The 24,852-nt window shown below is 71.0% G+C and carries 28 protein-coding genes, 1 pseudogene and 1 riboswitch; of the genes and pseudogenes, 20 read left to right on the forward strand and 9 right to left on the reverse strand.

Translation table 11 applies throughout. From position 1 onward, the window contains the following. Positions 1 to 29 precede the first annotated feature (29 nt). From MED15_RS02905 to MED15_RS02920, 4 genes are read left to right on the forward strand one after another with little or no spacing between them, the layout of a single operon-like run. Positions 30 to 749, forward strand: coding sequence for a GntR family transcriptional regulator (locus tag MED15_RS02905; protein ID WP_112588823.1), 720 nt, complete (start codon positions 30 to 32; stop codon positions 747 to 749). Positions 750 to 777: 28 nt separating this feature from the next. Further along, complete coding sequence (locus MED15_RS02910) at positions 778 to 1,488, forward strand: (Fe-S)-binding protein (RefSeq protein ID WP_112734732.1); 711 nt, start codon at positions 778 to 780, stop codon at positions 1,486 to 1,488. Continuing rightward, positions 1,485 to 2,930 (forward strand): LutB/LldF family L-lactate oxidation iron-sulfur protein, encoded by a 1,446-nt coding sequence (locus MED15_RS02915; RefSeq protein WP_112734733.1) that lies wholly within the window; start codon positions 1,485 to 1,487, stop codon positions 2,928 to 2,930. Before MED15_RS02910 ends, MED15_RS02915 begins: the two co-directional genes overlap by 4 nt. Further along, a complete protein-coding gene (locus tag MED15_RS02920) occupies positions 2,927 to 3,529 on the forward strand; it encodes a LutC/YkgG family protein (RefSeq protein WP_112734734.1) in 603 nt (200 codons plus the stop codon). The genes MED15_RS02915 and MED15_RS02920 overlap by 4 nt, the downstream gene beginning before the upstream one ends. On the opposite strand, the gene lspA is transcribed toward MED15_RS02920, so the two are convergent. Next, positions 3,518 to 4,027 (reverse strand): signal peptidase II, encoded by a 510-nt coding sequence (gene lspA, locus MED15_RS02925; RefSeq protein ID WP_112699676.1) that lies wholly within the window; start codon positions 4,025 to 4,027, stop codon positions 3,518 to 3,520. The two genes, MED15_RS02920 and lspA, sit on opposite strands and share 12 nt — an antisense overlap. A 184-nt stretch (positions 4,028 to 4,211) precedes the next feature. Here lspA and MED15_RS34020 point away from each other — a divergent pair, with 184 nt between their 5' ends. The 5 genes from MED15_RS34020 to MED15_RS02950 are packed head-to-tail and all read left to right on the forward strand — an operon-like array spanning position 4,212 to position 9,345. Then, positions 4,212 to 5,801, forward strand: coding sequence for an ABC transporter substrate-binding protein (locus tag MED15_RS34020; protein WP_112734735.1), 1,590 nt, complete (start codon positions 4,212 to 4,214; stop codon positions 5,799 to 5,801). Further along, positions 5,771 to 6,790: an ABC transporter permease gene (locus MED15_RS02935; protein WP_225854969.1), complete on the forward strand. Its 1,020-nt coding sequence runs from the start codon at positions 5,771 to 5,773 to the stop codon at positions 6,788 to 6,790. Before MED15_RS34020 ends, MED15_RS02935 begins: the two co-directional genes overlap by 31 nt. Further along, a complete protein-coding gene (locus MED15_RS02940) occupies positions 6,783 to 7,667 on the forward strand; it encodes an ABC transporter permease (RefSeq protein WP_112734736.1) in 885 nt (294 codons plus the stop codon). The genes MED15_RS02935 and MED15_RS02940 overlap by 8 nt, the downstream gene beginning before the upstream one ends. Then, positions 7,664 to 8,668 (forward strand): ABC transporter ATP-binding protein, encoded by a 1,005-nt coding sequence (locus tag MED15_RS02945; RefSeq protein WP_167457558.1) that lies wholly within the window; start codon positions 7,664 to 7,666, stop codon positions 8,666 to 8,668. Before MED15_RS02940 ends, MED15_RS02945 begins: the two co-directional genes overlap by 4 nt. Then, on the forward strand, positions 8,665 to 9,345 hold the full coding sequence (locus MED15_RS02950; RefSeq protein WP_244220337.1) for an ABC transporter ATP-binding protein: 681 nt from the start codon (positions 8,665 to 8,667) through the stop codon (positions 9,343 to 9,345). Before MED15_RS02945 ends, MED15_RS02950 begins: the two co-directional genes overlap by 4 nt. A gap of 79 nt (positions 9,346 to 9,424) precedes the next feature. Here the strand turns inward: MED15_RS02950 and MED15_RS02955 are convergent, their stop codons facing one another. Further along, on the reverse strand, positions 9,425 to 10,324 hold the full coding sequence (locus tag MED15_RS02955) for an ABC transporter substrate-binding protein (RefSeq protein WP_112734737.1): 900 nt from the start codon (positions 10,322 to 10,324) through the stop codon (positions 9,425 to 9,427). 206 nt (positions 10,325 to 10,530) lie between these two features. Between MED15_RS02955 and MED15_RS02960 the strand changes: the two genes are divergently transcribed. Next, positions 10,531 to 10,890 carry an ankyrin repeat domain-containing protein gene (locus MED15_RS02960; RefSeq protein WP_112726798.1) on the forward strand — a complete coding sequence of 120 codons (360 nt, stop codon included), beginning with the start codon at positions 10,531 to 10,533 and terminating at the stop codon, positions 10,888 to 10,890. A 59-nt stretch (positions 10,891 to 10,949) separates the two neighbouring features. Here MED15_RS02960 and MED15_RS02965 read toward each other — a convergent pair whose 3' ends face one another. The 5 genes from MED15_RS02965 to MED15_RS33755 all read right to left on the reverse strand — a co-directional run bounded on the left by MED15_RS02965 (position 10,950) and on the right by MED15_RS33755 (position 12,830). Next, complete coding sequence (locus MED15_RS02965; RefSeq protein WP_112734738.1) at positions 10,950 to 11,843, reverse strand: sigma-70 family RNA polymerase sigma factor; 894 nt, start codon at positions 11,841 to 11,843, stop codon at positions 10,950 to 10,952. A 249-nt stretch (positions 11,844 to 12,092) separates the two neighbouring features. Next, positions 12,093 to 12,275: a hypothetical protein gene (locus MED15_RS34640; RefSeq protein ID WP_112734935.1), complete on the reverse strand. Its 183-nt coding sequence runs from the start codon at positions 12,273 to 12,275 to the stop codon at positions 12,093 to 12,095. Then, on the reverse strand, positions 12,263 to 12,481 hold the full coding sequence (locus MED15_RS02975) for a hypothetical protein (protein ID WP_112671438.1): 219 nt from the start codon (positions 12,479 to 12,481) through the stop codon (positions 12,263 to 12,265). Before MED15_RS02975 ends, MED15_RS34640 begins: the two co-directional genes overlap by 13 nt. Further along, positions 12,478 to 12,657 carry a hypothetical protein gene (locus MED15_RS33750; RefSeq protein ID WP_208646464.1) on the reverse strand — a complete coding sequence of 60 codons (180 nt, stop codon included), beginning with the start codon at positions 12,655 to 12,657 and terminating at the stop codon, positions 12,478 to 12,480. Before MED15_RS33750 ends, MED15_RS02975 begins: the two co-directional genes overlap by 4 nt. Further along, positions 12,654 to 12,830: a hypothetical protein gene (locus MED15_RS33755; protein ID WP_244220338.1), complete on the reverse strand. Its 177-nt coding sequence runs from the start codon at positions 12,828 to 12,830 to the stop codon at positions 12,654 to 12,656. The genes MED15_RS33750 and MED15_RS33755 overlap by 4 nt, the downstream gene beginning before the upstream one ends. A gap of 232 nt (positions 12,831 to 13,062) precedes the next feature. Between MED15_RS33755 and MED15_RS02985 the strand changes: the two genes are divergently transcribed. The 5 genes and pseudogenes from MED15_RS02985 (at position 13,063) to MED15_RS03005 (ending at position 16,463) form a co-directional block, all read left to right on the forward strand. Further along, complete coding sequence (locus MED15_RS02985) at positions 13,063 to 14,190, forward strand: helix-turn-helix domain-containing protein (RefSeq protein WP_112734740.1); 1,128 nt, start codon at positions 13,063 to 13,065, stop codon at positions 14,188 to 14,190. Beyond that, positions 14,187 to 14,765, forward strand: coding sequence for an HD domain-containing protein (locus MED15_RS02990; RefSeq protein ID WP_112734741.1), 579 nt, complete (start codon positions 14,187 to 14,189; stop codon positions 14,763 to 14,765). Before MED15_RS02985 ends, MED15_RS02990 begins: the two co-directional genes overlap by 4 nt. A 30-nt stretch (positions 14,766 to 14,795) precedes the next feature. Further along, positions 14,796 to 15,143 (forward strand): annotated as a pseudogene (locus tag MED15_RS02995) (DUF6924 domain-containing protein); the annotation flags it as partial. Positions 15,144 to 15,404: 261 nt separating this feature from the next. Further along, the gene (locus MED15_RS03000) at positions 15,405 to 15,611 is read left to right on the forward strand and encodes a hypothetical protein (RefSeq protein WP_112619661.1); all 207 of its coding nucleotides are present in this window, start codon (positions 15,405 to 15,407) and stop codon (positions 15,609 to 15,611) included. Positions 15,612 to 15,845: 234 nt separating this feature from the next. Beyond that, complete coding sequence (locus MED15_RS03005) at positions 15,846 to 16,463, forward strand: hypothetical protein (protein ID WP_146766674.1); 618 nt, start codon at positions 15,846 to 15,848, stop codon at positions 16,461 to 16,463. A gap of 96 nt (positions 16,464 to 16,559) precedes the next feature. On the opposite strand, the gene MED15_RS03010 is transcribed toward MED15_RS03005, so the two are convergent. Then, positions 16,560 to 17,552, reverse strand: a complete 993-nt coding sequence (locus MED15_RS03010) for a zinc-dependent alcohol dehydrogenase family protein (RefSeq protein ID WP_208646466.1) — start codon at positions 17,550 to 17,552, stop codon at positions 16,560 to 16,562. Between the two features lie 108 nt (positions 17,553 to 17,660). Next, positions 17,661 to 18,107: an acyl-CoA thioesterase gene (locus MED15_RS03015; RefSeq protein WP_238684380.1), complete on the reverse strand. Its 447-nt coding sequence runs from the start codon at positions 18,105 to 18,107 to the stop codon at positions 17,661 to 17,663. Between the two features lie 197 nt (positions 18,108 to 18,304). Next, positions 18,305 to 18,518, reverse strand: a riboswitch (cobalamin riboswitch). Positions 18,519 to 18,650: 132 nt separating this feature from the next. On the opposite strand from MED15_RS03015, the gene MED15_RS03020 reads away from it, so the two are divergent. From MED15_RS03020 to MED15_RS03040, 5 genes are all read left to right on the forward strand, one after another. Continuing rightward, positions 18,651 to 20,729 carry a copper resistance protein CopC gene (locus tag MED15_RS03020; protein WP_112727120.1) on the forward strand — a complete coding sequence of 693 codons (2,079 nt, stop codon included), beginning with the start codon at positions 18,651 to 18,653 and terminating at the stop codon, positions 20,727 to 20,729. A gap of 65 nt (positions 20,730 to 20,794) precedes the next feature. Beyond that, positions 20,795 to 21,397, forward strand: a complete 603-nt coding sequence (locus MED15_RS03025) for a copper chaperone PCu(A)C (protein ID WP_112603040.1) — start codon at positions 20,795 to 20,797, stop codon at positions 21,395 to 21,397. Between the two features lie 23 nt (positions 21,398 to 21,420). Continuing rightward, a complete protein-coding gene (locus MED15_RS03030) occupies positions 21,421 to 22,635 on the forward strand; it encodes a Dyp-type peroxidase (protein WP_112603042.1) in 1,215 nt (404 codons plus the stop codon). Further along, positions 22,632 to 23,213, forward strand: coding sequence for a copper resistance CopC family protein (locus MED15_RS03035; protein WP_244220339.1), 582 nt, complete (start codon positions 22,632 to 22,634; stop codon positions 23,211 to 23,213). Before MED15_RS03030 ends, MED15_RS03035 begins: the two co-directional genes overlap by 4 nt. A gap of 148 nt (positions 23,214 to 23,361) precedes the next feature. Further along, complete coding sequence (locus tag MED15_RS03040; RefSeq protein WP_112727119.1) at positions 23,362 to 24,837, forward strand: PepSY-associated TM helix domain-containing protein; 1,476 nt, start codon at positions 23,362 to 23,364, stop codon at positions 24,835 to 24,837. Positions 24,838 to 24,852 lie beyond the last annotated feature (15 nt).

Consider the following 24,852-nt stretch of genomic DNA (forward strand, 5'->3'; position numbering starts at 1 on the left):
CACAGTCAAGGGGTTGCTGAGGAGACGAGATGGCCCAGCAGGAACCTCGCGAGGGTCGACTCCGTCCCGCCCGTCGACTCACCCTCACCGAGGACGTCTACGAGTCGATAAAGACGCTGGTCATGGACCACATCCTTCCCCCCGGCGAACGGGTCAACATCGACGCGCTGGCGCGGGAGCTGGACGTCTCCCCCACCCCGGTCCGCGAGGCCCTCGCCCGGCTGGAGGCCGACGGCCTGGTCCGTAAACGCCCGCTCTCCGGCTACACCACCACGCCGCTGCTGAGCCGCGCCGAGTTCGACGACCTGTTCGACGTCCGCCAACTGCTGGAGGGCGCCACCGCCGGACGGGCCGCCACGCACGCCTCCGCCGAAGCCCGCCAACGGATCAGCGCCGAGGCGGCGGCGAGCATCGACGTGGAGGCCGGCGACGGCTATCGCCGACACGCCGCCTTCACCGCGCTGGACGCGAAGTTCCACGACCTGATCGCGGAGGTCTCCGGCAGCCCTCTGCTGCGGGACACCATCACGCGGCTGCACTCACACCTGCACCTGCACCGGCTGTACTTCCCGGTCGCCGGTGCGCCGGACACCAACACCGAGCACCAGCGCATCGCCGCCGCCATCGTCGCCGGGGACGCGGCAGCCGCCACCGAGGCGATGCGCGCCCACCTCAGCGCCGCCCGGGAGCGTCACCTGCCCGCCTTCGACCAGCTCCCCAGCCCCGGAACACCGCGCGACTCGGCGTGACCCACCCCCACACCTCCGAGGAGCCGCCATGCGGATCGCCCTCTTCATCACCTGCGTCAACGACCTCGCGTTCCCGGCCACCGGCATCGCGGTCACCCGCATCCTGCGGCGACTCGGCCACACCGTCGAGTTCCCCGCCGAGCAGACCTGTTGCGGGCAGATGCACGCCAACACGGGTTACCGGGCCGAGGCCATGCCGATGGTGCGCAACTACGTCGACGTCTTCGACTCCTACGACGCCATCGTCGCGCCGTCCGGGTCGTGCACCGCGATGATCCGCGACCAGTACCCGAGCCTGCACCCGCCCGCCACCTCGGTGGCCGCCCGCACGTACGAGCTGTCCGAGTTGCTCGTCGACGTTCTCGGCGTCACCGACGTCGGCGCCGAGTTCCGGGAGACGGTCACCTACCACCCGACCTGCCACGGCCTACGCCTGCTGCGCCTCGGCGACCGGCCGCTGACCCTGCTGCGCCAGGTGCGCGGGATCAAGCTGGTCGAGCTGGGCGACGCCGAGGAGTGCTGTGGTTTCGGCGGCACGTTCGCCCTGAAGAACCCGGACGTCTCCACCGCGATGCTCACCGACAAGTGCGCCCGGGTCCGCGACACCGGCGCACGGGTGCTCGCCGCGGCCGACAACTCCTGCCTGGCGCACATCGGCGGCGGCCTCGACCGCCACCGGTCGGGCGTACGGGCCGTGCACTACGCCGAGATCCTCGCCGAGACGGGAGCCACCTCATGAACCCACCGGTCGCACCCGCCACCGGTGGCGGGCGGATCCGCACACCGCTGCCGTTTCCCACCGCCGCCAAGCCGGCCGTCGCCGACACGCAACTCCGGGCCAACCTGCACCGGGCCACCCGCACGATCCGGGCCAAGCGAGCCCGGGTCGTCGACGAGGTACCCGACTGGGAGGCCCTGCGCGACGCCGGCTCGGCGATCAAGGCGGACGTCCAACGTCGGTTGCCGGAGCTGCTGGAGCAGTTCGAGGCGTCCGCCACCGCTGCCGGCGCCACAGTGCACTGGGCCCGCGACGCGGCCGAGGCGTGCCGGATCGTGGTCGCGTTGACCCGGGCCGCCGGGGCCGACGAGGTCGTGAAGGTCAAGTCGATGGCGACCCAGGAGATCGAGCTCAACGAGGCGCTGGAGGCCGCCGGGATCGCGGCGTACGAGACCGACCTGGCGGAACTGATCGTGCAGCTGGGCGACGACACCCCCTCGCACATCCTGGTGCCGGCGATCCACTACAACCGGGCCCAGATCCGGGAGATCTTCCAGCGTCGCATGGCCGACGCGCCGGCCGACCTGAGCGACGAACCGGCTGCGCTGGCCGAGGCGGCCCGCGCCCACCTGCGACGGCGTTTCCTCTCGGCCCGGGTCGCCGTTTCCGGCGCGAACTTCGCCGTCGCCGACACCGGCACGCTCGTGGTGGTGGAGTCCGAGGGCAACGGCCGCATGTGCCTCACCCTCCCCGAGACGCTGATCAGCGTCGTCGGCGTCGAGAAACTGCTGCCGACCTTCACCGACCTGGAGGTCTTCCTGCAACTGCTGCCGCGATCCTCGACCGGCGAGCGGATGAACCCGTACACCTCGATGTGGACCGGTGTCACGCCCGGCGACGGCCCGCAGGACGTGCACATCGTGCTCGTCGACAATGGTCGGTCCGCGGTGCTAGCCGATCCGGTCGGGCGGCCGGCGCTGTCCTGCATCCGCTGCTCCGCGTGCCTCAACGTCTGCCCGGTGTACGAACGGGCCGGCGGGCACGCGTACGGCTCGGTGTATCCGGGGCCGATCGGGGCGATCCTGTCGCCGCAGCTGACCGGCGTGGCCGACAACGCCTCGCTGCCGTACGCGTCGACCCTCTGCGGCGCCTGCTACGACGTGTGCCCAGTGAAAATCAATATTCCGGAGATCCTGGTCCACCTCCGCCAGCAGGCACCGCACCCGCCCGCCGAACGGGCCACCATGCGCGTCCTGTCCTGGGTGATGCGCAGCCCCCGACGGTGGGCCGCAGCCCTGCGCCTGGCCCGGGCCGGCGCGGGGCCGCTCGGGGCGTACCGTGAGCGGCGCACCGGCGCTCGGACGCTGCGGCGACTGCCCTGGCCCGCCTCGGCGTGGACCCGGTCGCGCGACCTGCCGCTGCCCGCGCCGCAGACCTTCCGGGAATGGTGGGGTAAGCAGTGAGCGCACGTGACGACATCCTGGCGCGGCTCCGGACGGCGCTGGCCGACAACCCGCCGCCGGTGCAGGTGCCCCGCGGGTACCGACGGGTCGACGACCGCCCCGACCTGATCGGGACCCTGGTGGACCGCCTGGAGGACTACCGGGCCGTCGTCCACCGGGGCATCGACGCCCTAGCCCGGCTGCTCAGCGAGGTCGACCGGCTCGCCGTCCCCATCGACGTCCCCGCCGACTGGCTGGCCGGCTACGCCGGAGAGCTGCACCGCGACGCGCCCTCGCTGTCGGCGGCCGCGCTCGACGACCTGGACGCGGTCCTGACCGGCTGCGCCGTCGTGGTCGCCGACACGGGAACCATCATCCTGGACGCCGGCCCGGCGCAGGGGCGGCGCGCGCTCACCCTGGTGCCCGACCGGCACATTTGCGTCGTCCGCACCGACCAGGTTGTCGGTCTGCTGCCGGAGGCGCTCACCCGACTGGACCCGCGCGCCCCGCTGACCTGGATCTCCGGCCCGTCCGCGACCAGCGACATCGAGCTCAACCGTGTCGAGGGAGTGCACGGCCCGCGCCGGCTGGAGGTCGTCCTGCTCGGCTCAGGAGCCTGACGACGGCACCTGCTCGTCGCTGCGGCTCTCGCCCGCCGTCGCGCGCAGCGGAATGCCGCGCACGTTGAGCAGCATGATGATGCCCACGCCGACCACCAGGGCGATGTCGGCGACGTTGCCGACGAAGAACCCGGCGTAGTCGATGAAGTCCACCACGTGCCCGCGGGCGAACCCCGGCTCCCGGAAGAGGCGGTCCAGCAGGTGCGTCACCGCGCCGCCGAGCACCAGGCCCAACGCCACCGCCCAGGCGCGCGACGTGACCCGCCACGCCACGACCGTCACCGCGACCACCGCCGCCGCCGCGAACACCGCGAAGATCCAGGTGTACGCGGAGCCGATCGAGAAGGCGGCGCCCGGGTTGTACACGAGTCGCAGTTGCAGCAGGTCACCGAGAACGGTGATGGTCTGGCCGCCGGAGAGCGCGGACTCGGCCCAGTACTTGGTGAGCTGATCCGCGGCGAGCACCACAGCAGCGATCAACACGACGGCGCGGAACATTCGGGAACCCTAGCCGGTCACCGGTGACCGTCACCACCGACGGATGGCTCCTCATCAACCACGTGTTGCGCGCCTTTGGTAATTGCCAAAGACTTGCAACTGTGCCACCGTGATGATCAACGGGCGCGGCGCCGCCCACCCGATCAACGATCCTCCCCACACACAGGAGCCCTCTGTGACCCGGATGCGTCCGACCTTCCGACGCCTCGTGGCGTCGACCGCGGCGGCGGGGATGCTCGTCCTCGCCGGCTGCTCGGCCCCGGCCATCCCCGACGGCTCATCCGGCGGCGCGACGCTGGTCGTCGCCACCTCCGACGAGCCGGACGCGTTGAATCCGGTGCTCAACTACGGCGTCGACGGCGCCTCGCTGATCTTCGACGGCCTCGTCAGCCGGGACGCCGACAACCGCCTCGTCGCGGGTCTGGCCACGGCGTTGCCGGAGCTGTCCCCTGATGGACGCACCGTGACCGCGAAGCTCCGCGACGGCGTGCAGTTCCACGACGGCAGCGCGCTGACCGCCCAGGACGTCGTCTTCACGTACCAGGCCGTGCTGGATCCGACCGTCGACTCGACGCTCCGCTCCGATTTGGACATGGTGGAGTCGGTGACAGCGCCCGACGCGGCCACCGTCGTGTTCCGGCTGCGCTACCCGTACGCGCCGATCCTCCAGCGGCTCACCCTCGGCATCGTGCCGGCGAAGCTGCTCAGCGGGCAGGACATCAACACCGCCGGGTTCAACCGCAAGCCGATCGGGACCGGGCCGTACCGGGTCGACTCCTGGACGCCGGGCGACCGCCTGGTGCTCACTGCCAACGAGCGCTACTTCGGTGGCCGGCCGAAGAACAACCGGGTGGTGGTCGCGTTCGTCGCCGACGACAACGTCCGCGCCCAGCGGATGCGCGCCGGCGAGTTCGACGCCGCCGAGCTGCCGCCGAAGCTGGCCTCCGGTTTCGACACCGACGCCACGTACCGGGTGCAACGGGTGCCGACCGCCGACTACCGCGGCGTGATGCTGCCGACGGGCAACCCGGTCCTCGCCGACCTGGCGATCCGTCGGGCGCTCAACCTGGCCGTCGACCGGGCCGCGATGGTGACCGGGCTCCTCGGCGGCGCCGGCGAACCGGCGTTCGGGCCGATTCCGCCGACCTCCGAGTTCGCCGACCCGTCGGTCATCGGCAAGCCGACCGCCGACCCGGCGGCGGCCGGAGCGCTGCTCGACGCGGCCGGCTGGACCCCCGGCCCCGGCGGGGTACGCGTCAAGGACGGCCGACCGGCCCGGTTCACGCTGATGTACCCGGCGAGCGACACGCTGCGCAAGGACCTGGCCCTCGCCGTCACCGCCGACGCGAAGAAGGTCGGCATCGCTGTCACTCCGGCGGGACTCACCTGGGACGCCATCGACCCGCGGATGAAGTCCGACGCCCTGCTGATGGGCTACGGCACGCCGTACGACCCGGACTTCGTCTCGTACAAGCTGTTCGGCTCGACGTTCGCGGGGCAGGGCTACTTCAACCCCGGTTCGTACCGCTCCGAGGTGACCGACCGGGCCCTGCAGGAGGGCCGCGACCAGATCGACCCCGCCCTCCGCACTGCCGCGTACGCGCAGTTCCAGAAGCAGTTGGCAGCCGACGTGCCGTGGCTGTTCCTCACCTACCTGCGGCACACCTACGTGCTGAAGTCCTCTGTTCAGGGCGTGACGCCGCGGGTCGAGGCGCACGAACACGGGGTGGCGAACAGCCTCTGGTGGAACATCGACACCTGGACGCGGTCGTGACCCGCTCGCCTCGACTGGCCGGGGCCGGCGCGGTGGTCCGGCGTCGGCTTCTCGTCGCCGTGCCGGTGCTCGCCGCGACCAGCGTCGGGATGTTCGCCCTCGGTGCCGCCTCGCCGGTCGACCCCGCGAAGCAGTACGCGGGCGCGGCGGCCTTCACCGCCAGCGAGGAGAACCTGGCCCAGTTGCGCGCGAACTGGGGCGTCGACGACCCGCTGCCGGTGCAGTACCTGCGCTGGATCGGCAACCTGGTCCAGGGCGACCTGGGTTGGTCGACCAGCCGCCACGAGCCGGTCGCCTCGGTGCTCGCCGCCCGGGCCGGCTGGACGCTGCTCCTAATCGGTGTGGCCCTCGCCCTGGTCCTGATCGCGAGCCTGCTGCTGGGCGCGCTGGCGGCGTACCGGCGGGGTGGTTTGTTCGACAGCGCGTTGCGGGCGGCCGCGTACGCGGTGCAGTCGATGCCGGTCTTCTGGCTGGGCCTGGCCGCGATCGCCGTGTTCGCGCTGGCCCTGGGCTGGATGCCGGCGGGCGGGCTCACCGACGTCACAGCGACCAGCACGTCCTGGTCCGACGTGGCGCACCACCTGATCCTGCCGGTCGGGGTGCTGGCCGTGTCGCAGGCGCCGTGGTTCGTGCTGTTCGTCCGGGACGCGGTAGCGGAGAGCATGCGCGACGACCACGTGCTCGCGGCGCGGGCGCGCGGGTTGCCCGGTCGGACGGTGCTGTTCGGGCACGCGCTGCGGACCGCGCTGCTGCCGTTCCTCACCCTGGTCGGCACCCACCTGCCCGAGCTGGTCGGCGGGGCGGTGCTGGTCGAGACGGTCTTCTCGCTGCCGGGCCTCGGCGCCGTCACTGTCGCCGCCGCGCTGGGCAGCGACTTCCCGCTGCTGGCGGCGATCACGCTGATCACCACCGCGGTGGTGCTGGCCGCGAACCTCGCGACCGACCTCGCCTACGCCGCCGCCGACCCGAGGGTACGACTCGATGGCTGACGTCGCTGCCCGACCGCCGCTGCTCCGGGTGGCCCGGTCGCGGCTGCGGCTGCGGCCCGGCCGGGCCGGTGCTGTCGTGGCTGGCCTGATCCTGCTCGTGGCCATCGTCGGCTCGCTGCTCGCTCCGCTGCTCTGGCCGCTGGACCAGAGCGCTGTCGCGCTGGACCAGACCCGGTTGGCGCCGTCCTGGACCCACCTCGCCGGCACCGACGACCTGGGTCGCGACGTGGCGCACCGCGCCGTCTACGGGCTGCGGGTCTCGCTGCTCGTCGGCGCGGTCGCCGCGCTCGTCGCCACAGTCCTCGGGGGCGTGGTGGGCGGGATCGCCGGCACGCTCGGCGGCCGGGTGGACCGCATCCTGATGCGGGTCGTGGACACCATCGCCGCGATGCCGCACCTGCTGCTGGGCATCTTCATCGTCGCCATGCTGCGTCCCAGCCTCGGTGCCGTGATCGCCTCCGTCGGGCTCACCCACTGGCTCTCCACCGCGCGCACCGTCCGATCCGAGTTGTTGAGCCTCCGGACCCGACCGTTCATCGACGCCGCCATCAGCGGCGGAGCCGGCCGGGTCCGGGTCCTCACCCGGCACCTGCTGCCGCACGTCCTGCCCCGGCTGGCCCTGGCGACCACACTGATGATCCCGCACGCGGTGTGGCACGAGACCGCCCTGTCGTTCCTCGGCCTCGGCCTGCCGCCGCACCTCGCCTCGCTGGGCAACATGATCAACGACGGCCAGGGGTCGCTGTTGACCGGCGCCTGGTGGGCCAGCCTGGCACCGGGCGCTGTCATCGTCGTCGTCACCCTCGCCATCGCGGTCCTCGCCGCCCGCTGGCGTGACCGTCTCGATCCCCGGGTCCGAGCGGAGTTGCACCTGTGACCACCACCGAATCCGTTCCGGCCGAGGCGTCGCCCCGCGCCGCCGCGAGCCAGCCGCTGCTCGCCGTCGACGGCCTCGGCGTCGAGTTCCGGCTCCGCGACGCCCGCGTGCGCGCGGTCAGCGATCTCAGCCTCACCGTCCGGGCCGGCGAACTGCTGGCAATCGTGGGCGAGTCCGGCTGCGGCAAGTCCGTCCTGGCCCACGCCCTGCTCGGCCTCCTGCCGGGCAACGCCACGACCACCGGTCACGCCGTGCTGCACCACCCCGGCGCCGACCCGCTCGACCTGGTCACCTGCGGCCAGCGCCAGCTGGCCCGAAGGGTACGCGGGCGCCGGGTCGGGTTGGTCCCGCAGAGCCCGGCCACCGCCCTGAACCCGGTCCGCACCGGACGGCGACTGCTCGCCGAGACGCTGCGGGCGCACGGCCGCGACCGCGCCGACGCCGACCAGCTCGCTGTCGATGTCGGGCTCGACCCGACGGACCTGGACCGCTACCCGCACGAGTTGTCCGGTGGCATGGCACAGCGTCTGGTCACCGCGCTCGCGCTGGCGCCCGACCCGTCGCTGCTCATCGCCGACGAGCCCACCACCGGGCTGGACCGGCCGCTGGTGGACCACACCCTCGACCTGCTGCGCCGCCGGTGCGACAACGGCGCGGCCGTCGTGCTCATCACGCATGACCTGGCCGCCGCACGCCGGGTCGCCGACACCGTCGCCGTGATGTACGCCAGTCGCATCGTGGAACACCGCGACACCGACCAGCTCTTCACCGCGCCGGCTCACCCGTACGCCTCGGCGCTGCTCGACGCCCTGCCGGACCGGGCCTTCCGCCCGGTGCCGGGCGACCCGCCGATGCTCACCGCGCTGCCCCCGGGGTGCGCGTTCGCGCCCCGCTGCCCACGTCGCACCGACACCTGCGCGGACCGACCACAGCCGACGCCGGTCACCGGTGGCGGCACTGTGGCCTGCCACCACCCGATCCCCACCGGAGCCACCACGTGACCAGCGCCCAGCATCTGCTCGCGGACGAGGTGAGCGTCTCCTACGGCCACCAGGTCGTCCTCGACGGCGTCACACTGCGGATCGGCCGGGGAGAGACGGTCGGACTGCGCGGGCCGTCCGGCTGCGGAAAGTCGACTCTGGTCCGCGTCCTGGCCCTGCTGCACCGCCCCGATCGGGGCCGGGTCAGCATCGACGGCACCCCTGTCGACGCCGTCCGGTACGCAGTGCCGGTCGCCCTACGGACCCGCGTCGCCGCCCTCTTCCAGAGCCCGCGCGCCGCCGCCGATCCTCGACTGAGCCTCACCGATCTGATCGCCGAACCGCTGCGCGCCACCCGGACGCCCGAGTCGGCGGTCCGGGAACGGGTGGCCGAACTCGCCGACCTCGTGGGCCTCACCGCGGATCTGCGCAGCCGGCGTCCCCACGCGGTGTCCGACGGGCAACTGCAACGCGCCTGCCTCGCCCGGGCCCTCGTACACCGCCCCGACTACCTGCTCTGCGACGAGGCCACAGCCATGCTCGACGCCTCGACCCAGGCGCACGTCGCCGCCGTCATCCGCGACTACCAGCGGACCCAGCGCGCCGGTGTCCTGGTCATCACCCACGACCAGACCCTGCTGGATCGCTGGACCGACCGGATCGTCGACCTGACGGGTGCAGCGAGGGCACACGCCTGACCCTCGGTGCGGTGCTTTGCGAATGCCGGGGGCAACGGGCGATCGGCATCGGAGGTCCCTCTCCGCCGCTCAGGCAGTGTCAGCCGACGTCGAGGGGCACCCGCCGAGCGCGGGAGTCGGGACGGCCAGCGAGGATGGCGGCGAGGATCTCCGCGCCGTCGACGACCCTCGGGCCGGGGCGGTTGAAGTAGGCAGGCCCGTCGACCACCCACACCTGCCCGGCACGCACCGCGGGCAGGTCCGCCCAGCCGGGTTGCGCGGTCGCCACTGACAGTTCGTCGACGGTTCGCTCGGGCGTGAACCCGCACGGCCCGAACACCACCACCTCGGGAGCCAGGTCCGCCACCACCGACCACAGGTGCGGAGTGCTGTGCGCGCCCGGCCCGAGCAGCAGCGACCGTCCACCCGCGTAGGCGATTTGCTCCGGCACCCAGTGGCCGCCCGGCATCAACGGGTCGAGCCACTCGACGAACAGCACCGTCGGCGCGCCGGGCACCGGCCCCGGCAACGCGGCAAGGCGACGCTCGGCGTCGGCTCGGATCTCCGCCGCCCTGCCTTCGGTGCCGGTCAGCGCGGCCACGGCGTCGACAGTGTCCAGGATCCCGTCGACGGTCCTCGCCTCCAGGGACATCACACGGGTGTCGAGATCGATCAGACCAACCGCGTCGTTGACCCGCTCGTAGGAGACCGCACACACGTCGCACAGATCCTGGGTCAGGATCAGATCCGGCTTCAGCCCCTCCAGCATGGCGACGTCGAGCTGGTACAACGACGATCCTCGGTGCGCGTCACCGGCGATCGCCGCCGAGATCTCCCGGCTCGTCAAGGTCTCCGGCAGGGACGTCGCGGTCACCGCCGGGATGTCGGCCAGGGCCGCCGGCGGCCAGTCACACTCGTGGGTACGCCCGACCAGTTGCCCGGTCAGGCCGAGCATGGCCACGATGTCCGTGGCCGCCGGCAGCAGGGAGACGATTCGCACGTCCGCCTGCCTACCAGGCGCGACCGAGCCACGTCCACTCTCCGACAGCCGTACACGGCCGCCGGACGGGCGTTTTCATCCGGCGTGGTGCTGCCACCGTGGCTGTCGACAGCCTCGCGTCTGACTTCGTTCGAGTACCTCGCCCTGTCACATCGGCTCGTCGTGTGGGCTCATAAGCACGAGTGCCAACACGCGAGGAGGACACAATGCAGTTTGAAGAAGCCGCCGAGGCCGCCGACGAAGCGATGATGCGGTCGATGCTGTCCGCCGACCCTGGGCTGTGCGGTCGACATGCAGACCTGGTTGCGCGGATGGCCGAGGCGCGCAACTGGTCAACGGTCCGGCTGCTCATCGAGCTTGGCTTCGGCGTCAACGGTGTCACCGCCGCCGGCGCCACCGCCTTGCACCATGCGGCGGCAGCGGGTGAGCTGTCGATCGCGCGCCTGCTGGTCGACCACGGTGCCGACCACACCGCCCGCGAACCTGGGTTCAACGCGCAGCCGGCGGGCTGGGCGCAGTACTTCAAGAAGCGGGAAACCCAGAAATATCTCGAGTCCCTGGCCTGAAGCTGCGCCGTCCGGTCACGCGGCATCAGACCCACAGCTCGTGGAAGTGGGGCTCGCATTCAGCCCATTGGTCGCTCCGCCTGCCTCAGGAGGGCGGACGCGAGGCGGTGGACGCGGTCGGGGTCGCGGATAACGTCGATCCTGACGATCTTGTCGCCCGCGACAGTGAAGGCCATGACAGAAAACGGCTGCCCGTCGCGGGTGATCAACGTTCCGATCGCGCCGTTGACCAGGGCGGGGCGCAGCTGGCCACCGCGTGGGGCGCGGGCCTGCTTGGCCACGGCCGCCGCGCCGCGAACGACGGTCGCCGGCCTGGCGGTGCCGAAGTCGGTGCGCAGGACGACGTCGGGGTCGAGAGCCTGCACGAGGGCGTCGAAGTCACCGGTCCAAGCAGCCGCGTAGAAGGCACGGACGACCTGCCGCTGGCGCGCTAGATCCGGATCGGGTGAAGGGATCTCGGCACCGTGCACCCGGCGTCGTGCCCGGCTGGCGAGTTGTCGCGCGGCGGCCGGGGTGCGGCCCGCGATGCCGGCGATCTCCTCGAAGGGCAGGTCGAACATGTCGTGCAGCACGAACGCCAACCGCTCAGCAGGGGTGAGCTGGTCGAGCACGACGAGCAGGGCCAAGCTCACCGAGTCGGCCAGCAACGCCTCCTGCTCGGGGTCGAGGTCCCCGTCCGGGATGACAACCAGGTCGGGCAGGTGCGTGGCGAACGGATCCTCCCGACGGCGTCGGCGAGAGCGCAACATGTGCAGGCACTCCCGGGCGACGACTGTGGTCAACCATCCGCCGAGGTTGTCGATCTGATCCGCGTCGGACCGGCTCAGCCGTAGCCAGGCATCCTGAACAGCGTCGTCCGCGTCAGCCAGCGAACCGAGCATTCGATAAGCCACCGCCCGCAGCCGGGGTCGGTGCTGCTCGAAGCGCGCGGCCAACCAGTCATTCTCGTCCATCGGTCACACCATCCCATCGCCAAGGCTCACAGAGATGAGCCCTCAGGCACAGCGAACGTGACACCGCCGAACCCGGGAAGCAGCCTCTGACTTGCGCGAACTGATAGTGAGCGATGCTGGTACCGAACCAGTGACCTCTTCGGTGTGAACTCTCGGCAAGCTGGTCGGCTCGGACTTGATGCGGGTCAGACGGCCTGTTGGCGCGCTTCTCGGGCCGGTTCGGCTGGCATGGATGCTGTACTGCTGGCATCAGATGAGGCGCTGGATGCGGACCTTGGGACGCTCGTTCCTGAGGTGGCCGTGCTTGTGCTGGCGGACCTGTTCGTCCCAGACCTCTTGGTCGTAGTCCGGGTCCGGCGGGATCCACTTGTGCGAGCCGTCGCTGTAGTGGAACTTCTCGTCGCCAGGCCGCAGGATGCTTACCGAAGCCAGCCGAGGAAGCGTCGGTGCAGCGCACCCGCCGGCACCCAGGTCAGATCCTCGGAGGCCCGCACCAGCTGGGCACTTAGGTAAAGAGCCAGCGAGATTGGAGCGTCGTCGAACTCGGCGCGTAGCTCGCGCTGCCGCGTGCGGCAGGGCCAGGGCGCATCGCAGCCGCCGCAGCTCCAGATCGGCAGCACCGGGCCGTGCGTGGTCATGCGCGGCCTCCGAGCAGCGCCGCCGTCATCGACCGCGGCTGCCGGCTGGTCGCCCAGTCCACCTGCCAGCATGGGTACGGCGTGAGCCGCGACCACCACGCCCGGCAACCGGTGCACAGGCCGTCCTTAGCGAGCAGATGTCCGACCAGGATGTGCCGCTCCGCATCGTGGCTCACTGCTCCTCCTCGGCGGGCCAGTGCCCCCGGTTGATCGGGATGCGGTGTCGGCTGCGACAGGGCAGCTCCGCCCCACAGCGGCAGACCCAGGTCCACTTCCGCCACGACCAAGCCGGGCGGTGTCGCCGCGCCAGGGTCATCGCGACCGCGATCAGGTACTGGTCGTAGCTCACCCGTCGCCATGGTGGCGTCCTGTCCCGCATCACTGGCTCCCTCCACCGGGCAGCACTCCATGGCCGACCCCGAAACGACGGGATCGGATCTGGAACGTTCGGTAACTGCGACGCTACGATCACGACGACGGCGGTTGGACTCACCCGCAGTACGAGTGAGCAGGCCAGATGGGCTGCCGCAGCCTCGGTTTCACGGCGGAACGTCGACCACGGGTCAACGTAGGGATGACGCATGAGAGGTCACGGACGATCAGCACTCCATCGCGGCGAGGTGACCGGCTACCTGTTCAAGCTGATCCGGGAGTCCATCCCGCTCACGCAGGAGCAGCTTGCCGTCGACCTGGACGTCGATCGCGTGACGGTGCAGAGCTGGGAGTCCGGGCGCCGGCCATTCACCGCGGTACCGCTCGGGCAGGCGATCGCCGTCCGACGCCGGCTCGGACGGCTCGGCGCGAACACACTCCTGCTCGCGGCACTTGACGACGCCGCCGAGGCGGATCTCATCCTCGCCGCCGTCCTCAACGAACATGTGGGCCGCTGCGACCTCGCCGAACAGCCGCTGGGCTGGTCCGTACTCACCCACCGTCTGACCGACTTGATCCTCTGGGCCGTCCTCGGGCAGACACCCACCTTCGCCAAAGGACTACCCATCGCCCATCCCCGGCGGGGTCCAGTAGCGTCCGGGCCGACCCTGCCCGTCGACGAGCAACGAGCATTCTTCGCGCACCTTCACGTGCTCGCCGATCGCGCCGCAGCCGGACGGCATCGAAATGTGCTGCTGCACCGGCAAGCCTGCTTCCTCGCCGGCATGGACCCCACCAAGGCAGCAGCAGGTTGGCTCACCCAGACCACCGCCCGAGCACAACGCACGACCACCTTTCGCACCTGGTCACCGCTGTGGCCCGACGCTCGCTCCGTCGTCACGTCCCTCGCCAACCAGGGCGACCCGGAACCGTTGAGAGACTTCATCGCTCGCGCGCACCCCGACGACACCTGCGAGCGAGCAGCCCTCAACTACTCCGCGTACTGGGTGGGCGAGATCCCGTTCCGCCACCGCGACGACTCCTTCATGCCCGAAGCGCTAGCTGACTGGCACGGCTCAATCCTTCTTCGGCATCTGGTCCATCGCCTCGATCCAGGGCATCCCTTCGTCGACCTCAACATCCACAACGTCTGGGCTCTGCTGGCCGCACGACGCGGTCTCGCTCTCGACAACCCCGCCGCGACTCGGGCGCTTCTCGATCGCAGTGTCCCGCTCCTGGACAGTGACCGGATCTCCGCGCAGTCGCGGCAGGAACTAACCTCTATCGTCTACAGCCTGCGGGCGGACGGACTCACCGGCACAGGGACGGGCAGATGACCGACGACCACGACGCCGCCGGAGCGATGAACTTCATCTTCGAAGCCGGCGTCCTCAAACGCGCCGCCCGGACCGGCTGGTGGTTCGCCGGCGTCAAGCAACCCGAGTCAATCGCCGAGCACTCCTTCCGAACGGCGCTCATCGGAATGATGCTCGCCGCCATGGAGGGCGCCGACCCAGCCCGAGTGTCGATGCTCTGCGTCCTGCACGACACCCAGGAAACCCGAATCACCGACATCCCGCACATCGCCAAGCGCTATCTCACCGCCGTGCCCAATACCGCCGTCACCGCCGACCAGGTCGCCGCCTGTCCCCCAGCCGTCGCCGACGTCATCACCGCCGCAGTCGCCGAATACGAAGCTGGCGAAACACTCGAAGCTGTCGTTGCTCGTGACGCCGACAAGCTGGAATGCCTCATCCAAGCCGTCGAGTACCGCCACCAAGGCATCGACAACGTGCAGCGCTGGATCGACAGCTCACGAACCGCGCTCAAGACCGCCAGCGCCCACCGCCTCGCCGACGCCGCCCTCAGCGGACAACCCCTGGCCTGGCTCACTCCCCCGCCCCGGAAGTAAGCGCCCAACACATGGCGCACTGCCTGGGAAGCCGTAAAGGCGGCCTTGCGCGCCTGGGAGGGCGAGGGCAGCGCAACCTTCGTCAGCGACCCGAAGTACATGGGCGTGAGCCTCCATGAGCTGGTCGACGCCGGCAACGCGGCAAGCCACGAAGATAGGCTGACGTACCTCTTCCTTGCCGACGCGACCACGATGGCGGACGTCGAACGCCCGCTTCTCGCACTCGACCTGGCGGAAGAGCCCGGCCGCACCTTCCGGGTGCCGCCCCGCTGGTACGCGGACGTCTCGGCCAACCTCACCATCGCGAACATGGACTTTGCCGAGTTCGCCAACGCCATCGATAGGTCGGACACGTACCGGGGCTTCGACGGGGACTGACGTCCTGGTCTGGGGCCTACTTGCTAAGCCCGTGACGGAGATCGAACCACACTGTCAGCTTCGGAATCGCCTTGATTCGTACGGTGGGTAGTCACGTCACGCGAGACACAGCTATAGGGCGTCGATTGCAGGACCGGCTGGGTATCGATGTGGCCCCGTGTTCACCGCTGTGTCGGGCACGGATCGGGCACGCCAATCGCACGCACGTTTCTCGGCGGGCGACGCTAGCCCTCCGCTGGCGGGGACATCATTATGGTGGGTATGAGGAAAAGCCTCCCGCTGGTCGGCCTGGTCCTGGGAGCACTCGGTGGGGCGCTCTGGGGCTGGTTGGGCAGCGATGGGTACGAGGCAGGAGACTCGGCGCTGGGCACCGGCCTGATGGGAGCCATCGTCGGGCTGCTGATCGGGGCCGCCGCGTACGGCCTGGCAGGCCGCGGTAACCGGAACAGCCCCGGCCGAAAGCGCTGAGAGAAAGGAGCATCATCGACTGCATCCGGCGGGCCCATGGACGGACTCACGTCGCGGTCGGGTACGGCTCAGCTATGCAGTTCAACAACTACAGGTAAGGCTCCTTGCCGGTCCAGGCCGAGCGGCACCTTGCAGCCAGTGACCTGGGCGAATCTCGTCAAGGCTAGGCGTCGATAGTCACTACTCGCCGTCCTTCGACGGCCTGGCGTGCGGACCGCGCCGGAAGGAACTCTCTTGTCAGAAGAGGCCGTCGTCATCCCTTTGCTCGCTGCGGACAACAGCGCCGGAGTTGGTCCCTGGTGGGTTTCGCCGTTGATTGCGTTGGCATCCGGGCTACTCGGCGGGGTCTTCGGCAACATGTTCATCGAGTGGTACCGGGTGCGGACGCAAGACAAGCGGGAAACGGGCAAGCGGGCGCGAGACGCGGGCGACGTGCTGACACGAGCGGCCGTCGACTATGAGTCGGCTGTGATCTACGGCAGTAGCGAAGAGGTGGGTCAGAGCCTCAGCGAGTTAATGCGGGAGGTGGCACCCCACCTTCCTGATCTACCCCGGCGGTTCGCGGCGCTGTTGATTGAGGTGGAGCAGGCTTCTCAGTACGCGGTGGTCTTCCGCCAGGAGGTCGATGCCCAGGAGGACTCACCGGAGCTGTTGGCGGCATTAGACCACCACGTGTTGCAGCTCGCGCTCCTGCTGCGGGCGCAGGTGTTCAGGTGGCGAGTCGGACGAACAGACGACGAAATACAGAGCGCCAGGTACGAAGTCTTTGAGCGCATGAAGAAGATTGCGAACCTCGCCGGTCTGGAGCTCGTAGCGAAGGAGGGGCAGCCTTTCGGCCCCCCAGAGCTGTAAGCGCGCATCACCGCTTACGACACAGCGGTCAACCTGCCATCCCAATACTGCTGGTACCGAACCAGCGACCTCTTCGGCGTGAACGAACGGCTCGGCTCAACCGGCGACGTCCACGACGACCTTGCCCTCGGCGGTGCCGCCGGCAACCAGGTCGTGGGCGTCCATGACCGTGTCGAGCGTGAACCTGCGCTCGTCCAGTCGGGGGCGCAGCGCGCCGGCGTCGGCCAGCGTCGCGATCTCGCGCAGGATGAGGCCATGGTGTTCGCGGCCGCGCCCGGTCAACATCGGCAGCAGGGTGAACACGCCGGAGTAGGTCGCGCCGCGGAACGACAGCGGGGCGAGCGAGTGTGAGCCCCAGCCCAGCGCGCTGACGACGTGCCCATGGTAGGTGCGCACCGCCGCGAACGAGGCGTCGAGCGTCGCGCCGCCGACGTTGTCCACGATGATGTCGAAGCCCTCGCCGCCGGTGTGCCTCTCGACGTACTCCTCGACCTTGCTCGTGGTGTAGTCGATCGGCACGGCGCCCAGACTCTCGATCACCCGCATGCTCGCCGGCCCGCCGGTGGCGTACGCCTCGGCGCCGAGCGCCTGGGCGAGTTGGACGCCCACGTAACCGACCCCGCCGGCACCGCCGTGCACCAGCACCTTCTGCCCGGCGCGGACGCCAGCCCGGTCGACCAGCCCTTCCCAGGAGGTGACCGCCGCCAGGGGCAACGCGGCGGCCTCCCGCATCGAGAGTGCGTTCGGCTTGCGGGCCAGCAACCGGGCGTCCACTGCGGCGTACTCGGCCAGCGAACCCTGTAGGTCGCCCACGCCCCCGCACAGCCCGTACACCTCGTCTCCCGGCTCGAAGCCGGTCACCTCCGCGCCGACCGCCGCGACGACACCGGCGAGGTCCAGGCCGAGCACCGCAGGCAGGTGGACGCGCGCGTGCGCGGCCTTACCTGCCTGGATCTTCGTGTCGAGCGGGTTGACGCCGCTGGCGACGATCCGCACCAGCACCTGCCCGCGCTCGGGGGTGGGTTGATCGATCTCCTCGACCGTCAGCGGAACGTCGAACTCCCGCAGCACCGCAGCGCGCATAACCATCCACACTCTCCGTGATCGAGGCTTCACATGGACGCTATCCGACCGGATGGGCGGCGGGGCGGGTTCCTCGGACCGCGCCAGCGCCGCCACGGGCGGACCACGCCCGGGTCAGTCGTCTTCGGCACCGTCGAGCAGCGCGCGCCGCAGCGCCAGTCGGTGCTTCCGGCGGATCTCCGCCTCCCGGTACCGGCGTCGGTCCCCATCGGTCTCCGGCAGCAGCGGCGGCACCGTCCGAGGCTGACCGTCGTCGTCGATGGCGACCATGACCAGGTGGGCGGTTGCCACGTCGGTGGGCGGCACCGCCCGGTCCCACCGGTCGGCGGTCACCTTGACCGCCACCTCCATCGAGCTGCGGCCGGCCCAGGTGATCCGGGCGTCGACGTGCACGACGTCACCGACCCGCACCGCGCGGAGAAACGCCGTCTCGTCGATGGCGGCGGTCACAGCCGGCCCGTCGGAGTGCCGGGCGGCGACCACACCGGCGACGGAGTCGATGAGGTTGAGGATCCGGCCGCCGTGCACCGTACCCATCAGGTTGGTGTGGTGCTGGTCCATGATCTGCGAAAGGGTCAGGTGCGACGCCGACGGCGCTCGACCGGCGATCGTGGTGGTGTCGTGCACAGCGGTAGTCCGTCCCTCGGGAAACCACACCGCCGGGTCGCGGACACACGCTGGCGAGGACCTGGCCGTGTGCCACACGCACGGCCCGTCACCCGCTCAGCCCACCCGCGAGGCCGACGGCAGCGCACACGGTTGTGTACGCGGCGCCGGCAGGTCTTCGGACTCGCGGGCCTGACCGGTCGCGCCGGTCCCCTACTGGCCGTCGCTTCCCAGGCCACTGGCCCAGTGCTGATGACGGCGGTCGTTCCCACTCACCGCTGCGGGGCAGCCCCGGATTTCCACCGGGTTCCCTCTTACGACGCCCAGCCGGTCACGACGGGGCGAACCAGCGCCGTCGGCGAGCATAGCTGGCCAGGGGATCTGTCCACCCGGGGCGTCCTGCCGCAGCGGCGGATGGCCTCATCGTCAACTTTTAGTCGTCTGAGGAAGAAGATCGTCGCCTCTTGAAAAAAGTCTCGCGAGGGTGAGGATATCCAGATGCGTCGTCTCCCCCAGACTTGCGGCCGGGTGGTCTCGGGCCTCCTCGCGTTCCTCCTCGCCTCGGCGGTCGCCCTCCTCGCGTCCGCCCAACCCGCCGCAGCGCACGGGACCCTCGCCGCGTCCACACCGGCGAGCGGCGCCACAGTGCGCGAGCCGTTGACGGAGGTGCGGCTTTACTTCACCGAGAAGGCCGCCGCCAACGCGTTCTTCACGATCACCGCCCCGGGCGGCACCCGTGTCGACAACGGCTGGTCGCAGGGGGAGCCGAAGCCGCTGGAGAAGCCGGTGCGGGAGTACTTCCTGGTCAACGGGCAGTTCGAGCCACGGGAGTACACGACGGGGTTCCCCGCTGTGGTGTCCGTCGCCCACCTGCCCGCCAAGGGCCAGTACTCGGTGAGCTACCTGTCGGTCGCCTCGGACGGCGACACCGTGCGGGGCACCCTGACCTTCCGCTACGACGGGCGGGTGACAGCAGCGCCGAAGGGATGGAGCCCGCCGTCGACCCAGCCGGACCCGGCGCTGGTGTCCGCCACCGAGCAGCACAACACGTCCGGGCAGGCCTCGGCGGTGCCGACCACCGCGGACGATCCGTCGACCCCGCCGGCCGCGGTGGCCCCGTCGACCGGGTCGACCGAGGAGAGCGGTCCCGGGGCACTGGCCTGGGCCGGCTGGGCGGCGGCGGTCGCGGCGGTCGGGGCGGTGGCCGGGTTCGTCGTCTGGCGTCGCCGATCCGGCGGCACACCCACCGGCCGGGGCCGTACCTCGGCGGCGACCTCCGGTCGACGCGGCGGTGGCGCCCGTACCACGAACAGGGCCGGCACTGGCAAGACCGTCGGCGGCAAGGCTGCTGGGGACAAGACCGTCGGGGGCAAGGCCGGCGCTGGCAAAGTCGGCGGGGGCAAGGTCGGCGCGGCGACCGGCGTCGTCGCGCGTACCGCGAGTGACAAGCGGCGGCCCGCCACAGTGCCGGCGGCGCGCAAGGGCAACACGGTCGTCACGGCCCGCACGGGCGTTGCGGTCGATCCGACGCCTACCGATCAGGTGACCAAGGCCCTCGCCAGCACGGAGGGCGAGCCGACGGTCGACCCCGGACCACGGCCCGACACGGACCTGGCCGCCGCGACGCCTGGGTCCCGGTTGAGCAACACCCACCTGGCGCTGTTCGTCGGCGGTCTGGTGATCGCTCTGTTGGCCGGGTTCGGGTTGGCCCGTATCGGCACCGCCGACGAGAGTCCGGCGGCCGGTAACGCACGACCGTCAGCCGGTGGGCCGCCCGCCTCGGGCCAGGTGGGCTCGGCGACCGACGGGCACCAACACCCGGCCGGTACGGGGCCGCACACGCATCGGGGTGACGACGCGACGGGCGCGACGCTGGCGACCGGCACGACGGTCAGCGCCGGTGGGTACACCCTGCAACCAATGGAGCGGTCCCAACCGCCCGGTGTACGCGCGGACTACCGGTTCCGGATCGTCGGGACCGACCGGCAGGCGGCGACCCGCTTCGCGGTCGTGCACGACAAGCCGTTGCACCTGATCGTGGTGGGCCGCGACCTGACCGGCTACCAGCACCTGCACCCGACGATGGCGTCCGACGGCACCTGGAGCGTGCCCCTGACGCTGGCCCGACCCGGCGGCTACCGCGTCTTCGCCGACTTCTCCGTCACCGCGGCCGACGGCACCCAGCAGCCTCTCGTGCTGGGCGTTGATCACACAGTGCCCGGCGCGCACAGCCCGACCGCGCTGCCGCCGGCGCAGGCGCAGGCGACGGCCGGTCCGTACGCGGTGTCGATGACCGGCACCCCGACGGTGGGGGTGACGGCGCCGATCCACTTCCAGGTCAGCGCCGACCCGACCGTCCCGGCGCAGTTGGAGCGATACCTGGGCGCGTACGGGCACCTGGTCGTGGTGCGTGAGGGTGACCTCGGCTACGTGCACGTCCACCCCGAGCAGGAGTTGGTCGACGGGACTGTCAAGTTCTGGCTGACCGCGCCGAGTTCAGGCCGGTACCGGGCCTTCTTCGACTTCCAGGTCGCCGGCACTGTGCACACCGGGGAGTTCACGATCAACGTTCCCTGAGTCCGGAACTTTCTCCGAGCTGCGGCCGACCAACCTCCCAGCAGCAACCATCGGAGGAAGAACACATGCGCACCACCAGCCCGAACGCTTCACGCCGCCGGTCGGCCGCCATCCTCGTCGCCGCGATCCTGACGGTGGGCGTCGCCGGTTGCGGCTCGTCGGACTCGCCGTCGACAGCGCAGGCGGGCCCGTCCGCGTCGGCCTCGGCCAACCCGGACGCTGGTGTGCTCGGCATTCGTGACCCGTGGGTGAAGGCGGCCGACAAGGGCATGACGGCGGCCTTCGGGACTCTGGTCAACGACGGCGACACCGACGTCACGGTGACGAGTGCGACGACCTCGCTGTCGCCGATGGAGCTGCACGAGATGGCCGTGAAGGACGGCAAGATGGTCATGCGGCAGAAGCAGGGCGGCATCGTGATCAAGGCCAGGAGCACGCACGCCCTGGAGCCCGGCGGCGACCACCTCATGCTGATGAACCTCACCAAGCCCGTTCAGGCCGGCGACGAGTTGACAGTCACCCTGACCTTCGCCGACGGCAGGACCCAGCAGTTCCGCGCCGTGGCCAAGCCGTTCACCGGCGCGCAGGAGAGCTACGCCCCCGGGCACGGTGAGCCGATGCCCGGCATGAGCGCCACGCCGGAGATGAGCATGAGCCCGGCATCGTGACGCAGACACCACAGGTCCGACCGGTGAGCAGGCGTGGCCTGCTCACCGGCGGAGCACTGGCCGCCGGCGGAGCATTGGCCGGCGGTGCCACGATCGCCGCCACCCGCGCGGGGAGGACCGGGCCGCCGTCGGCGACCGCCGCCGACGCGACGCTGGCGGCGACCGTCGGCGGGCTGGTCGAGCCGTTCCACGGCGCTCGACAGGCCGGGGTGGCCACCGAACCGCAGGCGCACGCGTCGTTCGTGGCCCTCACAGTGCGGGCCGGCGTCGACCGGGCCGCGCTGGGTCGGATGTTGCGGTTGCTCACCGACGACGCCGCCCGGCTCACCCAGGGCCGACCTGCGCTGGCCGACACCGAGGCCGAACTCGGGCTGTTGCCGGCACGGTTGACGGTGACTTTCGGCTTCGGGCCGGGCCTCTACCGGGCGGCCGGCGTCGACGACCGCCGGCCGGCATCGGTCACCGACCTGCCGTCGTTCCGCATCGACCGGCTCCAGCCGGCGTGGTCCGGCGGTGACCTGCTGCTGCAGATCTGCGCCGACGACGCGATCTCCGTCGCCCACGCCCAGCGGGTCCTGATCAAGGACAGCCGACCGTTCGCCACGGTGCGGTGGGTCCAGCAGGGCTTCCGGCGCAGCCCCGGTGTCGAGCCGGGCGGCCATACCCAACGCAACCTGTTCGGTCAGCTCGACGGGACCGCCAACCCTCGGCCCGGCGCGCCCATGGACACCGCGCTCTGGGTCGCAGACGGCCCGGCGTGGCTGCGCGACAGCACCACAGTGGTGCTCCGGCGGATCAGCATGAACATGGAAACGTGGGACCTGCTCGGCCGAACGGACCGCGAACTCGCCGTCGGGCGACGGCTCGACACCGGCGCACCGCTCACCGGCAGCGCCGAACACGACGAACCCGACTTCGCCGCCACCGACGCCGACGGCCTCACCGTCATCCCCGACTTCTCTCACCTGACCCGCGCCCACGTCACCGACGACCGGTTGAAGATCCTGCGCCGGCCCTACAACTACGACGGGGTGCCGACGGCGGAGGGCCACGCGGACAGCGGCTTGATCTTCACCTCGTACCAGGCCGACATCGCCCGACAGTTCCTGCCGATCCAGCGCCGGCTGGCCGACCGGGACCTGCTCAACGAGTGGACCACGCCGATCGGCTCCGCCGTCTTCGCCATCCCGCCCGGATGTCAACCGGGCGGGTGGATCGGCGAGCAGGTGCTCGGATGACCACGCCAACCGTCATGACCGTACCGTCGTCGCGGCCCACCGCCGTCCGGCTCGGCGCGGCGGTGCTCGCCGTCCTCGTGGCGGTACTGATCCCGGGCAGCCCGGCCTGGGCGCACAACTCGCTCCGGACGGCCACGCCTGCCCGGGACGCGACAGTGCCGAGCACACCGACCGAGGTCACGCTCGAATTCATGCAGCGACTCGACCCGGCGTTCACCACCATCGTGCTCACCGACGCCGCCAAGCGGAAGCTTCCCACCGGCGAACCGGTGGTCACCGGAGCGAAGAGCACGGTCCAGGTGACCGACGCCCTGCCGAACGGGACATACACGGTCGCCTACCGGGTCGTCTCCGTCGACGGGCACCCGGTGCAGGGGTCCTATCCGTTCACTGTGGCCGATCCGACGTCCAGCGCCGCGCCGGTCGCCAACGTCAGCGCGTCGGCGCCTCCCCCGTCCGCCGCCGCCGCGAAGTCCGGTGGCGGTCCGAGCGGCGGTGTCCTCGTCGCGGCTGTCGCGCTGGCCCTCCTCGTCCTGGTGACGGCTGGGCTGCTGTGGCGGCGGGCGGCCCGGCGCTGATCCGACCCGCCCCCGTGCGGTCCGATCTTCGGGAACCGCCGGCGTCTCTCCCCCGACTACCAGTCAGGGCCGACGCGACACCTCACCGGGCGACCAGACCAGTACGGGAAACGCCTTCGCGCTTCCCGACTCTTCCGATCGGATCACCATGTCTCTCACCGAATTGTCCGGCACGCCGACGCCGGAGCCCGCCACGACGACCGGGAAACCGGCCCGGTCCGCCCGGCGCACGTCACCGTTCGGCGCGCTGCTGCTGCGGTTGCACTTCTACGCCGGCATCCTCGTCGCCCCGTTCCTGGTGGTCGCCGCACTGACCGGCCTGGCCTACACCACGACCCCGCAACTCGACTCGATCCTCTACGGCGACCAACTGACCGTCGCCCAGGTGGGTGACCGTCAGCTCCCGCTGGCCGAGCAGATCGGGGCCGCGCGCAACGCGCACCCCGACGGCAGCATCACCACAGTGCAACCCGGCGACGGCGACCGGACCACGAAGGTGATGTTCTCAGTGCCCGAGCTGGGCGAGAACCAGCACACCGTCTACATCAACCCGTACACCGGCGAGTCCCAGGGGCAGCTCACCACCTGGTTCGGGTCCACGCCGGCCACCACCTGGCTGGACGACCTGCACCGCCACCTGCACCTGGGCACGGTGGGCGAGCACTACTCCGAACTGGCCGCGAGCTGGCTGTGGGTGATGGCACTGGGCGGGGTCATCCTCTGGTGGCGTCGACGCGGCGCCGCCCGAGCCGCCGCCCGGCACCTGCTCGTGCCGGACCTGTCCACCGGTAAGGGTGTCCGCCGTACCCGGGGATGGCACGCCACCACCGGCATCTGGCTCACCGTCGGACTCCTCTTCCTCTCGGTCACCGGCCTGACCTGGTCCCGCTACGCCGGCGCGAACTTCGCCGCCGGTCTCGACGCGCTGAGCGCCCGCACTCCGGAGATCTCCACCGGCCTCACCGCCGGTCCCCCCGCCCCTGCCGAGACCGGCGGGGGCCACGAGCACGGTGCCGCCGGGGCGGGCGGGGTCGTCGAGTCGGCGGCGTTCGATCGGGTCCTGACTGTCGCTCGCGGCGCGGGCCTCTCCGGGCCGGTCGAGATCACTCCCGCGCCGGAGCCGGGCTCCGCCTGGACCGTCACGCAGGTCGACAACACCTGGCCGGTCAGGAAGGACCGCATCGCCGTCGACCCGGCCTCGGACACGGTCACCGCCCGCAGCGACTTCGCCGACTGGCCCCTGCTGGCCAAACTGAGCGGCCTCGGCATCCAGGCCCACATGGGGATCCTCTTCGGCCTGGTCAACCAGATCCTGCTCGCCGCGCTCGCCCTCGGCCTGCTCTGCGTCATCTTCTGGGGCTACCGCATGTGGTGGCAACGCCGACCCACCCGCGTCGGCCGCCGGGCGATCGCCGGCACCTCGCCAGCCCGTGGCGGCGTACGCGGTCTGCCGCTCTGGGCGCTGTTGATCGGCGTACCGGTGACCGTGGCGATCGGCTGGGCGCTGCCCCTGTTCGGGCTCACAGTGCTCGCCTTCCTCGTCATCGACGTGGTGCTGGGTGCGGTGTCCCGACGCCGACGACCTGCCGCGGCTCCCACCTCCCCGGCTCCCGCGGGGAGCTGATCCACCGGACCGGCC

This window comes from Micromonospora noduli, assembly GCF_003264475.1.
Taxonomy (GTDB): Bacteria; Actinomycetota; Actinomycetes; order Mycobacteriales; family Micromonosporaceae; genus Micromonospora; species Micromonospora noduli.

What these genes read in the sequence shown, in the direction of transcription:
- MED15_RS02915 (WP_112734733.1), top strand. Translation starts at nt 1,485, where the DNA reads ATGAACCCACCGGTCGCACCCGCCACCGGTGGCGGGCGGATCCGCACA.
- MED15_RS03025 (WP_112603040.1), top strand. Translation starts at nt 20,795, where the DNA reads ATGCGCACCACCAGCCCGAACGCTTCACGCCGCCGGTCGGCCGCCATC.
- MED15_RS03000 (WP_112619661.1), top strand. Translation starts at nt 15,405, where the DNA reads ATGAGGAAAAGCCTCCCGCTGGTCGGCCTGGTCCTGGGAGCACTCGGT.
- MED15_RS02905 (WP_112588823.1), top strand. Translation starts at nt 30, where the DNA reads ATGGCCCAGCAGGAACCTCGCGAGGGTCGACTCCGTCCCGCCCGTCGA.
- MED15_RS02960 (WP_112726798.1), top strand. Translation starts at nt 10,531, where the DNA reads ATGCAGTTTGAAGAAGCCGCCGAGGCCGCCGACGAAGCGATGATGCGG.
- MED15_RS03020 (WP_112727120.1), top strand. Translation starts at nt 18,651, where the DNA reads ATGCGTCGTCTCCCCCAGACTTGCGGCCGGGTGGTCTCGGGCCTCCTC.
- MED15_RS02975 (WP_112671438.1), bottom strand. Translation starts at nt 12,481, where the DNA reads ATGACCACGCACGGCCCGGTGCTGCCGATCTGGAGCTGCGGCGGCTGC.
- MED15_RS02940 (WP_112734736.1), top strand. Translation starts at nt 6,783, where the DNA reads ATGGCTGACGTCGCTGCCCGACCGCCGCTGCTCCGGGTGGCCCGGTCG.
- MED15_RS02985 (WP_112734740.1), top strand. Translation starts at nt 13,063, where the DNA reads ATGAGAGGTCACGGACGATCAGCACTCCATCGCGGCGAGGTGACCGGC.
- MED15_RS02965 (WP_112734738.1), bottom strand. Translation starts at nt 11,843, where the DNA reads ATGGACGAGAATGACTGGTTGGCCGCGCGCTTCGAGCAGCACCGACCC.
- MED15_RS03015 (WP_238684380.1), bottom strand. Translation starts at nt 18,107, where the DNA reads ATGGACCAGCACCACACCAACCTGATGGGTACGGTGCACGGCGGCCGG.
- MED15_RS02990 (WP_112734741.1), top strand. Translation starts at nt 14,187, where the DNA reads ATGACCGACGACCACGACGCCGCCGGAGCGATGAACTTCATCTTCGAA.
- MED15_RS03010 (WP_208646466.1), bottom strand. Translation starts at nt 17,552, where the DNA reads ATGGTTATGCGCGCTGCGGTGCTGCGGGAGTTCGACGTTCCGCTGACG.
- lspA (WP_112699676.1), bottom strand. Translation starts at nt 4,027, where the DNA reads ATGTTCCGCGCCGTCGTGTTGATCGCTGCTGTGGTGCTCGCCGCGGAT.
- MED15_RS02910 (WP_112734732.1), top strand. Translation starts at nt 778, where the DNA reads ATGCGGATCGCCCTCTTCATCACCTGCGTCAACGACCTCGCGTTCCCG.
- MED15_RS34020 (WP_112734735.1), top strand. Translation starts at nt 4,212, where the DNA reads ATGCGTCCGACCTTCCGACGCCTCGTGGCGTCGACCGCGGCGGCGGGG.
- MED15_RS03035 (WP_244220339.1), top strand. Translation starts at nt 22,632, where the DNA reads ATGACCACGCCAACCGTCATGACCGTACCGTCGTCGCGGCCCACCGCC.
- MED15_RS03040 (WP_112727119.1), top strand. Translation starts at nt 23,362, where the DNA reads ATGTCTCTCACCGAATTGTCCGGCACGCCGACGCCGGAGCCCGCCACG.